The sequence below is a fragment of the Pseudomonas sp. ANT_H4 genome, from assembly GCF_008369295.1.
In the GTDB taxonomy this organism is placed as follows: domain Bacteria; phylum Pseudomonadota; class Gammaproteobacteria; order Pseudomonadales; family Pseudomonadaceae; genus Aquipseudomonas.
In genome coordinates this window covers 267483-280038 of record NZ_VOBG01000001.1, presented here as the reverse complement: position 1 = coordinate 280038, position 12556 = coordinate 267483, and the positions used below count along the sequence as shown (strand labels likewise).

Genomic DNA, 12556 nt, shown 5'->3' with positions numbered 1-12556 from the left:
CCATGGGCCTCAATATTTTCTGGTTCCTGCCTACCCACGGCGATGGCCATTACCTTGGCACCGCTGAAGGCGCTCGCGCCGTTGATCACGGGTATTTGCAACAAGTGGCCCAGGCGGCGGATCGCCTTGGTTTTGGCGGGGTACTGATCCCCACCGGGCGCTCCTGCGAAGATTCCTGGCTGGTGGCGGCCTCGTTGATTCCGGTAACGCAGCGCCTTAAGTTTTTGGTCGCCCTGCGCCCCGGGATCATTTCCCCGACGGTGGCAGCACGTCAGGCAGCAACGCTGGATCGCCTGTCGGGCGGGCGGGCGTTGTTCAACCTGGTGACTGGCGGTGACCCGGAAGAATTGGCCGGTGACGGTTTGTTCCTCAGCCATGAAGAGCGTTATCAAGCCTCGGTGGAATTCACCCGCATCTGGCGTCGGGTACTGGAAGGCGAAACCGTTGATTACGACGGTCAGCACATCAGTGTCAAAGGCGCCAAATTGCTTTATCCACCGATCCAGCAACCACGTCCGCCGTTGTACTTCGGCGGCTCTTCGGAAGCCGCGCAGGATTTGGCAGCCGAACAAGTGGAAATGGTTTTGACCTGGGGTGAGCCGCCGGCAGCCGTGGCGGAAAAAATCGAACAGGTACGGGCCAAGGCCGCGAAGCTGGGGCGCACCGTACGCTTCGGCATTCGCCTGCATGTGATTGTGCGTGAAACCAACGCCGAAGCCTGGCAAGCGGCCGACAAACTGATTTCCCATGTGGACGACGACACCATCGCCCGCGCCCAGGCGTCCCTGTCGCGCTTCGATTCGGTGGGCCAGCAACGCATGGCCGCCTTGCACGGTGGCAGCCGTGACAACCTGGAAGTCAGCCCCAACCTGTGGGCAGGTGTCGGCCTGGTGCGTGGCGGTGCGGGCACGGCGCTGGTGGGCGACGGGCCGACCGTTGCGGCGCGGGTCAAGGAATACGCGGACTTGGGCATCGACACTTTTATCTTCTCCGGTTATCCACACTTGGAAGAGTCGTACCGGGTCGCCGAACTGTTGTTCCCGCACCTGGACATCGAGCGTCCGCAGCTGCCTAAAAGCGCCGGTTACGTCAGCCCGTTTGGCGAGATGGTGGCCAACGATATCCTCCCCAAAGCTGCGTCCAAGAGCTGAGGCGCTACCATGAATATTGAAAAGTTAAGCCATCGACTGGCGCCTTGGGCGCTACCGATTTTCTTGCTGGCGGTGTGGCAGTTGTCGGTCTCGGCGGGCTGGTTGTCCACTCGAATTCTGCCAGCGCCCAGCGCGGTAATCGAAGCCGGCATCAACCTGGTGCGCAGCGGCGAAATCTGGACGCACCTGGCCATCAGCGGTTGGCGTGCGGGCCTTGGTTTTATCATTGGCGGCGGTATCGGCCTGGCCCTGGGCTTTATCACCGGCCTGTCGGCGTGGGGTGAACGCCTGCTGGACAGTTCGGTGCAGATGATCCGAAACGTGCCGCACCTGGCGCTGATCCCACTGGTGATCCTGTGGTTCGGCATTGATGAGACGGCAAAGATTTTCCTGGTCGCCCTCGGCACGTTGTTCCCGATCTACCTCAACACCTACCACGGCATCCGTAACGTCGACCCGGCGCTGGTGGAAATGGCCCGCAGTTATGGCCTGTCCGGTTTCAGCCTGTTTCGCCAGGTGATTCTGCCGGGTGCCTTGCCTTCGATTTTGGTGGGTGTGCGTTTTGCCCTGGGCTTTATGTGGCTGACCTTAATTGTTGCGGAAACCATCTCCGCCAGTTCCGGTATTGGGTACCTGGCAATGAATGCCCGCGAGTTCCTGCAAACCGACGTCGTGGTGCTGGCGATTGTGCTGTACGCCGTGCTCGGCAAGCTCGCCGACCTGGCGGCTCGCGGCCTGGAACGTGTCTGGTTGCGTTGGCATCCGGCTTATCAAGTGGCCAAGGGAGGTGCAGCATGACCGCTCAACAACCCCCACGCCTGCTGCGCGGTATTCCGCTGGCAGTGCGCAAGCTACGTAAATCCTTTGGCGCTCGGGAAGTACTGCGTGAGATTGACCTGCACATTCCGGCAGGCCAATTCGTCGCAGTGGTCGGCCGTAGTGGTTGCGGTAAAAGCACCTTGCTACGCCTGCTTGCCGGTCTGGATAAAGCCAGCAGTGGTGAATTGCTGGCAGGTTCTGCGCCGCTGAGCGAAGCCATTGAAGACACGCGGTTGATGTTCCAGGAAGCGCGTCTGTTGCCGTGGAAAAAAGTCATCGACAACGTCGGTCTTGGACTCAAGGGCAACTGGCGCGCCAAGGCACTGGAAGCGCTGGAAGCCGTCGGCCTGGCCGAACGCGCCGATGAATGGCCGGCGGCCTTGTCCGGTGGCCAGAAGCAGCGCGTCGCCCTGGCTCGTGCCTTGATTCATCAGCCGCGCTTGCTGCTGCTCGATGAGCCGCTGGGTGCGCTGGATGCCCTGACCCGGATCGAGATGCAGCAACTGATCGAGAACCTTTGGCAGCAACACGGTTTTACCGTGTTGCTGGTGACCCACGACGTCAGCGAAGCCGTGGCCATTGCCGACCGGGTGATCCTGATTGAAGACGGCGAAATCGGCCTCGACCTGCTCGTCGACCTGCCACGCCCACGGGCCCGTGGTTCGCACCGCCTGGCAGCACTGGAAGCCGAAGTGCTCAACCGCGTGCTGTCATTGCCTGGTACTGCGCCGGAACCCGAACCTGTTTCACCGTTGCCTACGCAATTGCGTTGGGCGCAATAACTCACTTGCCCATGAAGGAAGAACAACATGACTATTAAAGCCATTAACGTGCGTAACCAGTTCAAAGGCACCATCAAGGAAATCGTCGAAGGCGACGTACTGTCGGAAATCGACGTGCAGACCGCTTCGGGCATCGTCACTTCGGTGATCACCACCCGCTCGGTAAAAGAGCTGGAGTTGGTGATTGGCAGTGAAGTGATTGCGTTCGTTAAGTCCACCGAGGTGTCGATCGCCAAGTTGTGATCGATGTGCGACAGACGACCCCGGACGGCATGAGCCCTTCGGGGTTTTCAGCGTTTTGGGGAGGGATCTGAAGCGAGTTTCCAGCCGTTGGTTGGGGCGAAATAACCCATGGCATGGCTGAACAGATCGTCGGCCAACGGTTCCACGCTGGCCGGCAGTAGTCGCTGGCCGATCTGCGCGGGCAGGGTGGAGTAGTCGATGTGCCAGGGCATGGCGCCAGCACGATGTTGGCCGAAGGACAGTTCACAGGCCAGCAGTGCCTGCCGGTTTTCACTGTCGATACGTTCACGCAAGTGGCCGTTGGGTGCCAGTGGTGCATGCCGGTCGGCGGCGAACAAAAAATAGTCGCCCGCGAGTACCAGGCACGCGCTGCGGGTCGGGTTGTCGTTGGCTTGTAGGCATTGGCTGCGACACAGACCTTTAGAGTCGGCAAGCCGCTCCCATATTTCGTAATAATCATCGTCCAGGGCGGTTTCGATCAGGCGGTCGCGGGTTTCAAAATGCATCCGGCCGATATCGGCCTCATTGCTGGCGGGCTGAAAGTCGATGTGTCGATGCCATTGGCAGATATCGCCGTCGACCTGGGTCACGCCGGCAAAGCCTTTTTGTTCGCACAGGGCCAGGCGGTCGGCATGACTGATGGAGTGAGCAGGCATGTCTGTCGGGATGCGCAGGTCGGCGAACAGGCGCGGTGTTTGCAGCCAGTACACCGAGGTGTGTTGATCGATTTCGCCGTTCTGATAGCTGATCAGGCGTCGTTTCCACACGCCCAGATAGTGTTCGGGGACTTGCTGCATGAGCCCATCCTGGAATTTCAGTGGCTGCGCTTGGGCAGGTAGGGCGGCAGGTAAAGCCCTAAATACGCATCAAATACGCGCATCCCTTCCTCGGCCATACGCGGCGTAATGTGGTCATTTTGTTGCACCGAGCGGGCGTAGACCCGGTCGCTCAGCTCCATGGCCAGGGCGAACACGTCGACGTCTGTGGGCAGGGCCGGCAGTTGGAAGTGCTGGTCGAACACGGTGAGCATCAAGTCCCCCAACTCCAGGTCATGCTGACGGTCAGCCTGGGTCACTTCGGTCAGCCCATGCTGGGCGAGAATCAACTGGCGGGCGGCGGCATCCTTGCTGTAGATGCTCAGCATGCGCAGTTCCACCAGGCGTGACAGATCGCGCCAATGGTTGAGTTTTTCATGATCGATAGGCGCTTGCAGGGCGGCGCGGAAGGCGGCGTGAACATCAGCCGTCAGCGCTTGCAGCAGCGCCGGGACGCTGGCGAAGAAGTGGTAGACCGACGACGGCGGAATCTGCGCCCGTTCGGCCACACTGTAGATCGACAAACTGGCCACGCCTTCGGCGGCCAGCAAGGTGCGGGCGGCATCGAGGATCGCGTCGATCCGGGCCTGGCTGCGGGCGCGGGGTTTGCGAGGGGCTGCGGGGCGGGTCATGGAAGTCTCCTACAGGGCAGTGGGCATTGTACGCAGAGCCTGAAGATGATCCATACCTGTGGCGAGTGGGCTTTTGTGGCGAGCGGGCTTGCCCGCGTTGGGCTGCGCAGCAGCCCCCGGGGTATCGCCGTAATCTTGATGGAGTCAGATCAAAGGAGTTGGGGCCGCTTCGCGGCCCAACGCGGGCAAGCCCGCTCGCCACAGCAAAAGCCTGCGGCGTTCCTTTTACTGTCGCAACCGCTTACACGGTATGCAGGTACCAGTTGTACTCAAGGTCGGAGATGGAGTGTTCAAACTCTTCCAGCTCACTTTCCTTACAGGCGACGAAGATATCGATGTATTTCGGATCGATGTACTTGGCCATCACTTCGCTGTCGTCCAGCTCGCGCAATGCATCGCGCAGGTTGTTCGGCAGGCTTTGCTCGTTCTGCTCGTAACTGTTGCCTTCCACCGGAGCGCCCGGTTCGATCTTGTTGGTCAGGCCGTGGTGCACGCCCGCCAGGACCGAAGCCATCAGCAGGTACGGGTTGGCATCGGCGCCGGCCACGCGGTGTTCCAGGCGGACCGCGTCGGCGGAACCGGTGGGTACGCGTACCGCAACAGTGCGGTTATCCAGCCCCCAGCACGGCGCGTTCGGCACGTAGAACTGTGCGCCGAAACGACGGTAGGAGTTGACGTTGGGGCACAGGAACGCCATTTGGGCGGGTAGGGTCTCCAGCACACCGCCGATCGCATGTCGCAGTGCGGCGTTCTGCTCGGGATCCTCGCAGGCAAAGATGTTCTTGCCTTCCTTGTCCAGGATCGAAATGTGTACGTGCAAACCGTTGCCTGCCTGGCCTGGGTAAGGCTTGGCCATGAAGGTGGTGTCCATCTCATGGTCGTAGGCGATGTTCTTGATCAAACGCTTGAGCAGTACCGCGTAGTCGCAGGCCTTTATCGGGTCGGCAACGTGGTGCAGGTTCACTTCGAACTGCGCCGGGGCACTTTCCTTGACGATGGCGTCGGCAGGGATGCCTTGCTCTTTTGCACCTTCCAGAATGTCCTGGAGGCAGTCGACGTATTCGTCGAGGTCGTCGATCAGGTAGACCTGTGTCGAGTGCGGGCGTTTGCCGGAGATCGGCGAGCGGGGCGGCTGTGGCCGGCCATTCACGTTCTCCTGGTCGATCAGGTAGAACTCCAGCTCGAATGCGGCGCAGATGGTCAGACCGAGGTCATCAAACTTGCTCACAACTTGGCGGAGCACTTCGCGAGGATCGGCGAAGAAAGGTTCACCTTCGATTTCGTGCATGGTCATCAGCAGTTGCGCGGTTGGGCGCTTTTGCCAGGGTTCATTGCACAGGGTGTCAGGGATTGGATAACAGATTCGGTCAGCATCACCGATGTCCAGACCCAGGCCGGTGCTTTCCACCGTCGAGCCATTGATATCCAGGGCAAATAAAGAGGCCGGCAAATTGATGCCTTTCTCGTAAACCTTGTGGAGGCTGGTGCGTTCGATGCGCTTGCCGCGCACCACACCATTCATATCCGCAATTAGAAGGTCTACGTACAGAACCTCAGGATGATCCTTAAGGAACGCGTTCGCTTCGTTAAGCTGAACGGCACGCGGGGGTACCGACATGATGCAACACCTTTGTTGTTAAAAATATCAATCATTGAAATCTTCGGGTTTCAGTCAACCCGAACGGCATGCCGAAGTCAAGCGAGGCCTTTTTTGCCCTAAAAAAGCGCCCTGAGGGCATTTTCGAGGCTTTTTGGGGCGATTTTTTGTATTTGAGTCTCTTGGAACCAGCACGTTTGAGCGGGCCGTGTTGTATTTTTTACGGGGGTGTTGTGTAAAAAAATGAACAAGGCTAAGCTCGATTCAAACCCATAACAGCAATAATATCGGGGTGCTTCATGTCTCGCCTGCCGTTAATCGGCGTCGCCGCCTGTTCCAAACAGGTCGGTCTGCATGCTTATCACATCAGTGGCGACAAATACGTCCGTGCAGTGGCCACCGCTGCCAAGGGCTTGCCATTGATTATTCCGTCTCTGGCGGATTTGCTCGACCCGGCCAATATTCTTGACGGTCTGGACGGCATTCTCTTTACCGGCTCACCCTCCAATATCGAACCTTTTTATTACGACGGTCCGGCCAGCGCGCCCGGGACTGCTCATGACCCTGCACGGGACCAAACCACCTTGCCGTTGATTCGCGCCGCGATTGTCGCAGGCGTTCCGGTGCTGGGGATTTGCCGTGGCTTCCAGGAAATGAACGTGGCGTTTGGCGGCAGCCTGCATCAGAAGGTTCATGAGGTGCCGGGCATGATGGATCATCGCGAAGACGACACCCAGCCGCTGGACGTCCAGTACGGCCCGGCTCACCCGGTGACGATCTCTGCAGGTGGTGTATTGGCAAGCCTGGGTTTGCCAGAAACGATCCAAGTCAACTCGATTCACGGGCAGGGCGTTGATCGTCTGGCGCCTGGGCTACACGTTGAAGCAACAGCTCCCGATGGCTTGGTCGAAGCCTTTTCGGTGACAGACGGCAAGGCTTTTGCTTTGGGAGTGCAATGGCACCCCGAATGGCAGGTAAGCTCTAACCCGCACTATCTCGCGATCTTCCAGGCATTTGGCAATGCCTGTCGAAAGCGGGCGACACAACGCGACGCGGATGATGCGTCAACCAACGCCTGACCTTTAATGGATGTCAGGAAACTCAGCCCAGAGGCATTTATGAGTAACAACCTCGACCAGCTCACCGATTGGTTGAAAGACCACAAGATCACAGAAGTCGAATGCATGATTGGCGACCTCACCGGGATCACCCGGGGCAAGATCTCGCCGACCAACAAGTTCATCGCCGAAAAAGGCATGCGCCTGCCCGAGAGCGTTCTGTTACAGACCGTGACCGGCGACTATGTCGAAGACGACATCTATTACGAACTGCTCGACCCTGCCGACATTGACATGATCTGCCGCCCGGACGAGAACGCGGTATTCCTTGTGCCTTGGGCCATAGAGCCCACGGCCCAGGTGATCCACGACACCTACGACAAGCAAGGCAACCCTATCGAGTTGTCGCCGCGCAACGTGCTCAAAAAAGTCCTCAAACTCTACGCCGACAAAGGCTGGCAGCCCATCGTGGCGCCGGAGATGGAGTTCTACCTGACCAAGCGCTGCGAAGACCCGGACTTTCCGCTGCAACCGCCGATTGGCCGCTCTGGCCGCCCGGAAACCGGTCGCCAGTCCTTCTCTATAGAAGCGGCCAACGAATTCGACCCGTTGTTCGAAGACGTCTACGACTGGTGCGAACTGCAGGAGCTGGACCTCGACACCCTGATCCACGAGGACGGCACGGCGCAGATGGAAATCAACTTCCGTCACGGCGATGCCCTGTCTTTGGCCGACCAGATCCTGGTGTTCAAGCGCACCATGCGTGAGGCCGCGCTCAAGCACAATGTGGCCGCCACGTTCATGGCCAAGCCGATGACCGGCGAGCCCGGCAGCGCCATGCACCTGCACCAGAGCATCATCGACATTGCCACCGGCAAAAACGTCTTCTCCAACGAAGACGGGTCCAAGAGCGAACTGTTCCTTTACCACATCGGCGGTCTGCAAAAATTCATCCCCGAGCTGTTGCCGCTGTTTGCGCCCAACGTCAACTCGTTCCGCCGCTTCCTGCCGGACACCTCGGCACCGGTTAACGTGGAATGGGGCGAAGAAAACCGCACCGTCGGCCTGCGGGTGCCGGATGCCGGCCCACAGAACCGTCGGGTGGAAAACCGCCTGCCGGGCGCCGATGCCAACCCGTACCTGGCGATTGCCGCCAGCTTGTTGTGCGGCTACATCGGTATGGTCGAAGGCATCAACCCAAGTGCACCGGTGGTCGGTCGCGGTTACGAGCGTCGCAACCTGCGCCTGCCGTTGACCATCGAAGACGCCCTGGAGCGGATGGAAAACAGCAAGACCATCGAGAAATACCTGGGTCACAAATTCATCACAGGCTATGTCGCGGTCAAGCGGGCCGAGCATGAAAACTTCAAGCGCGTGATCAGTTCGTGGGAGCGGGAATTCCTGCTCTTTGCCGTCTGATGCGCCGGGTGCGGCCGTTACACGCCGCACCTTCACCTGCTACTTTTGGAGATTGGTATGACCAGCAGCAACCCGCAAACCCGTAAATGGCAAGCCTTGAGCAGCGATCACCACCTGGCGCCGTTCAGCGACTTCAAACAGTTGAAAGAGAAAGGCCCGCGAATCATCACCAAAGCTCACGGTGTCTACCTGTGGGACAGCGAAGGCAACAAGATTCTCGACGGCATGGCCGGCCTGTGGTGCGTGGCCATCGGTTATGGCCGCGATGAACTGGCTGACGCCGCCGCCAAGCAGATGAAAGAGCTGCCGTACTACAACCTGTTCTTCCAGACCGCCCACCCGCCGGTACTGGAATTGGCCAAGGCCATCTCTGACGTTGCCCCTCAAGGCATGAACCACGTGTTCTTCACCGGCTCCGGCTCCGAAGGCAACGACACCATGCTGCGCATGGTTCGTCACTACTGGGCGATCAAGGGCCAGCCGAACAAGAAAATCATCATCAGCCGCAAGAACGGCTACCACGGTTCCACCGTTGCCGGCGCGAGCCTGGGCGGCATGACCTACATGCACGAACAGGGCGACTTGCCGATCCCGGGCATCGTCCACATCGCCCAGCCGTACTGGTTCGGCGAAGGCGGCGACATGAGCCCCGAAGCGTTCGGCATCTGGGCCGCCAACCAACTGGAAGAGAAGATTCTGGAACTGGGCGTGGACAACGTCGGCGCCTTTATTGCCGAGCCGATCCAGGGTGCCGGTGGCGTGATCATACCGCCCGACAGCTACTGGCCGCGCATCAAGGAAATCCTCGCCAAGTACGATATCCTGTTTGTCGCCGATGAGGTGATCTGTGGTTTCGGCCGTACCGGTGAGTGGTTCGGTAGCGATTTCTACAACCTCAAGCCGGACATGATGACCATCGCCAAGGGCCTGACCTCGGGTTATATCCCCATGGGCGGTCTAATCGTGCGCGACGAAGTGGTTGCTGTGCTCAATGAAGGTGGCGACTTTAACCACGGTTTCACCTACTCCGGTCATCCGGTGGCCGCCGCAGTGGCCCTGGAAAACATCCGCATCCTGCGCGATGAAAAAATTGTCGAGCGCGTCCACAGCGAAACGGCACCCTATTTGCAGCGACGCCTACGAGAGCTGAGTGATCATCCCCTGGTGGGTGAAGTACGCGGTGTCGGCCTGTTGGGTGCCATTGAGCTGGTGCAGGACAAAGCGACGCGCAAGCGTTACGAAGGGAAAGGCGTTGGCATGATCTGCCGCACCTTCTGTTTTGAGAATGGCCTGATCATGCGCGCTGTCGGCGACACCATGATCATTTCGCCGCCGCTGGTGATCAGCAAGGCCGAGATTGACGAGTTGGTGACCAAGGCGCGCAAGTGCCTGGACCTGACTTTGGCGGCATTGCAGGGCTAAGTGTTAGGCTCAGGACGGAGTGGCCTTTGGCCGCTCCGTTATAAATGTGGGGCTTTGGTTGAAAGCCGGCCCTTGAACTTGCCAGACTGTCGCCCTGTTTTGTTGCCCTTCGAGGGGCCACTCAACACTTTGCAGCTGTTTATAGATAAAGAATGTGGCCCAAAAAGAAAAATTGGAGCATGACCGAATGAAGGCATTAGGTTTGAAGAACGCTGGCAAGACCCTCCTGGCCTTGTCCCTGATGGGCGTGATGGCGGGCGCGGCCCAGGCAGACGACAAAGTGCTGCACGTCTACAACTGGTCCGATTACATTGCACCGGACACCGTGAAGAAGTTCGAAGCGGAGTCGGGCATCAAGGTGGTCTACGACGTATTCGACAGCAACGAAACCCTGGAAGCCAAGCTGCTGGCGGGCAAATCCGGGTATGACATCGTCGTGCCTTCCAACAACTTCCTGGCCAAGCAGATCAAGGCCGGTGTTTACCAGAAGCTGGACAGATCCAAGCTGCCAAACTGGAAAAACCTCAATCCTGAATTGCTCAAGGCTGTTTCGATCAGCGACCCGGGCAACGAACACGCGTTCCCTTACATGTGGGGCTCGATCGGTATTGGCTTCAACGCCGATAAGGTCAAGGCCGCACTGGGTGCCGACGCACCGACCAATTCCTGGGATTTGCTGTTCAAGCCGGAAAACGCGGCCAAGCTGAAATCCTGCGGTATCAGCTTCCTCGACTCGCCAACCGAAATGTTGCCGATTGCCCTGCATTACCTCGGTTACCCGACCGACAGCCAGGACAAGAAACAGCTGGCCGAAGCCGAAGCACTGTTCCTGAAGATCCGTCCTTCGGTCGGTTACTTCCACTCCTCCAAGTACATCTCGGACCTGGCCAACGGCAACATCTGCGTGGCAGTCGGTTACTCGGGTGATATCTACCAGGCCAAGGCCCGTGCCGCCGAAGCGGGTGACAAGGTCAAAGTCAGCTACAACATTCCCAAGGAAGGCGCTGGCAGCTTCTTCGACATGGTCGCCATCCCTAAAGATGCCGAAAACGTCGACGGCGCCTACAAGTTCATGACCTTCCTGATGAAACCGGAAATCATGGCCGAGATCACCGACGCGGTGCGTTTCCCCAACGGTAACGCGGCGGCGACTCCACTGGTCGACAAGGAAATCACCAGCGACCCAGGTGTTTATCCACCAGCGGACGTCATGGCCAAGCTGTATGCAATTGCTGACTTGCCGGCCGCCACTCAGCGCTTGCTGACCCGCAGCTGGACCAAGATCAAATCGGGCAAATAAGCTGGTTTGATGAGGTCTTCGTTAACCGCCGCGATGCGCGCGGTGGTTAACGAAACAATTAAATGACAGAAAGTTTTGCCGGATCGGTTTATCGAGGGTAAGTTGCGCGCCGGTTTTGTTGCCGCGCAGTGTTGCTGCCATGCCGCTCGGGTAACTTGGCCCAACTAGTTGAGAGGACCTCCACTTGCCAATTTCTTTATTTCGCAAAGCCTTGCTGGTCGGTGCGGGCGTCACGTTGGCAGTCAGCGTGCAGGCCGCTTCAACCGTGCATGTTTATAACTGGTCGGACTATATCGGCCCCGACACCCTGGCCAACTTTGAAAAGGCCACCGGCATCAAGCCCGTCTACGACGTGTTCGATTCCAACGAAACCCTGGAAGGCAAGTTGCTGGCCGGTCGTACCGGCTATGACGTGGTAGTGCCGTCCAACCACTTCCTAGGCAAGCAAATCAAGGCCGGCGCATTCCAGAAGCTAGACAAGTCCCAGCTGAGTAACTACGCCAACCTGGACCCGGCGCTGCTCAAGCGGCTGGAAAAGAACGATCCAGGCAACCAGTACGCAGTGCCCTATCTGTGGGGCACCAACGGCATTGGCTACAACGTCGAGAAAGTCAAAGCGGCGCTGGGCGTCGACAAGATCGACTCCTGGGCGGTGCTGTTCGAGCCAGAAAACATCAAGAAGCTCTCCAAGTGCGGCGTGGCGTTCCTTGATTCGGCCGATGAAATGTTGCCGGCGGTGCTCAATTACATGGGCCTGGACCCCAACAGCCAGAACCCCGAAGACTATAAAAAGGCTGAAGCCAAGCTGATGGCGGTGCGTCCGTACGTGACTTACTTCAACTCCTCCAAGTACATTTCCGATCTGGCCAATGGCGAGATCTGTGTCGCCGCCGGCTTCTCCGGCGACGTCTTCCAGGCCAAGGCTCGTGCGGCCGAAGCGGGCAAGGGCGTGAACATCGCCTACGTCATCCCGAAAGAAGGCGGCAACCTCTGGTTCGACGTGCTGGCGATCCCCAAGGATTCCACCAACGTCAAGGAAGCCCTCGCTTTCATCAACTATTTGCTGAAACCTGAAGTGATCGCTCAGGTCAGTGATTACGTCGGTTACGCCAACCCTAACCCAGGGGCGGACACACTGATGGAGCAATCGATACGCACCGACGAAGCGGTTTACCCACCGCAGGCGGTTCTCGACCGGACCTTTGTCAACGGCGAGCTACCCCCGAAGGTGCAACGCTTAATGACCCGCAGCTGGACCAAGGTCAAGTCGGGCAAGTAAGGCTCAAAGCTCAAACTATCCAAGGTTCGCCCGCCTCGG

The 12556-nt window shown here is 58.8% G+C and carries 12 protein-coding genes; 9 read left to right on the top strand and 3 right to left on the bottom strand.

Annotated features, from left to right (window positions below; translation table 11 throughout):
• The first annotated feature begins 2 nt into the window (after positions 1 to 2).
• From ssuD to FQ182_RS01320, 4 genes are read left to right on the top strand one after another with little or no spacing between them, the layout of a single operon-like run.
• Positions 3 to 1151, top strand: coding sequence for an FMNH2-dependent alkanesulfonate monooxygenase (ssuD, locus tag FQ182_RS01335; RefSeq protein ID WP_149412278.1), 1149 nt, complete (start codon positions 3 to 5; stop codon positions 1149 to 1151).
• Between the two features lie 9 nt (positions 1152 to 1160).
• Entirely contained in the window at positions 1161 to 1949 is a 789-nt protein-coding gene (gene ssuC, locus FQ182_RS01330) for an aliphatic sulfonate ABC transporter permease SsuC (RefSeq protein ID WP_149412277.1), read from the top strand.
• A complete protein-coding gene (gene ssuB / locus FQ182_RS01325; RefSeq protein ID WP_149412276.1) occupies positions 1946 to 2752 on the top strand; it encodes an aliphatic sulfonates ABC transporter ATP-binding protein in 807 nt (268 codons plus the stop codon). The genes ssuC and ssuB overlap by 4 nt, the downstream gene beginning before the upstream one ends.
• Positions 2753 to 2779: 27 nt before the next feature.
• The gene (locus tag FQ182_RS01320) at positions 2780 to 2995 is read left to right on the top strand and encodes a molybdopterin-binding protein (RefSeq protein ID WP_003213899.1); all 216 of its coding nucleotides are present in this window, start codon (positions 2780 to 2782) and stop codon (positions 2993 to 2995) included.
• Between the two features lie 47 nt (positions 2996 to 3042).
• Here the strand turns inward: FQ182_RS01320 and FQ182_RS01315 are convergent, their stop codons facing one another.
• The 3 genes from FQ182_RS01315 to FQ182_RS01305 all read right to left on the bottom strand — a co-directional run bounded on the left by FQ182_RS01315 (position 3043) and on the right by FQ182_RS01305 (position 6060).
• On the bottom strand, positions 3043 to 3792 hold the full coding sequence (locus tag FQ182_RS01315) for a hypothetical protein (protein WP_149412275.1): 750 nt from the start codon (positions 3790 to 3792) through the stop codon (positions 3043 to 3045).
• 17 nt (positions 3793 to 3809) lie between these two features.
• Positions 3810 to 4442 (bottom strand): TetR/AcrR family transcriptional regulator, encoded by a 633-nt coding sequence (locus FQ182_RS01310; RefSeq protein WP_149412274.1) that lies wholly within the window; start codon positions 4440 to 4442, stop codon positions 3810 to 3812.
• Positions 4443 to 4683: 241 nt separating this feature from the next.
• On the bottom strand, positions 4684 to 6060 hold the full coding sequence (locus FQ182_RS01305; protein ID WP_133100880.1) for a glutamine synthetase family protein: 1377 nt from the start codon (positions 6058 to 6060) through the stop codon (positions 4684 to 4686).
• A 278-nt stretch (positions 6061 to 6338) separates the two neighbouring features.
• Here FQ182_RS01305 and FQ182_RS01300 point away from each other — a divergent pair, with 278 nt between their 5' ends.
• The 5 genes from FQ182_RS01300 to FQ182_RS01280 all read left to right on the top strand — a co-directional run bounded on the left by FQ182_RS01300 (position 6339) and on the right by FQ182_RS01280 (position 12517).
• Positions 6339 to 7118, top strand: coding sequence for a gamma-glutamyl-gamma-aminobutyrate hydrolase family protein (locus tag FQ182_RS01300; RefSeq protein WP_149412273.1), 780 nt, complete (start codon positions 6339 to 6341; stop codon positions 7116 to 7118).
• A 39-nt stretch (positions 7119 to 7157) separates the two neighbouring features.
• Entirely contained in the window at positions 7158 to 8516 is a 1359-nt protein-coding gene (locus FQ182_RS01295) for a glutamine synthetase family protein (RefSeq protein ID WP_133100882.1), read from the top strand.
• 57 nt (positions 8517 to 8573) lie between these two features.
• On the top strand, positions 8574 to 9938 hold the full coding sequence (locus FQ182_RS01290) for an aspartate aminotransferase family protein (RefSeq protein WP_149412272.1): 1365 nt from the start codon (positions 8574 to 8576) through the stop codon (positions 9936 to 9938).
• 187 nt (positions 9939 to 10125) lie between these two features.
• Positions 10126 to 11238, top strand: coding sequence for a polyamine ABC transporter substrate-binding protein (locus tag FQ182_RS01285; RefSeq protein ID WP_178114367.1), 1113 nt, complete (start codon positions 10126 to 10128; stop codon positions 11236 to 11238).
• 184 nt (positions 11239 to 11422) lie between these two features.
• Positions 11423 to 12517: a polyamine ABC transporter substrate-binding protein gene (locus tag FQ182_RS01280; RefSeq protein WP_149412271.1), complete on the top strand. Its 1095-nt coding sequence runs from the start codon at positions 11423 to 11425 to the stop codon at positions 12515 to 12517.
• Positions 12518 to 12556: the final 39 nt, after the last annotated feature.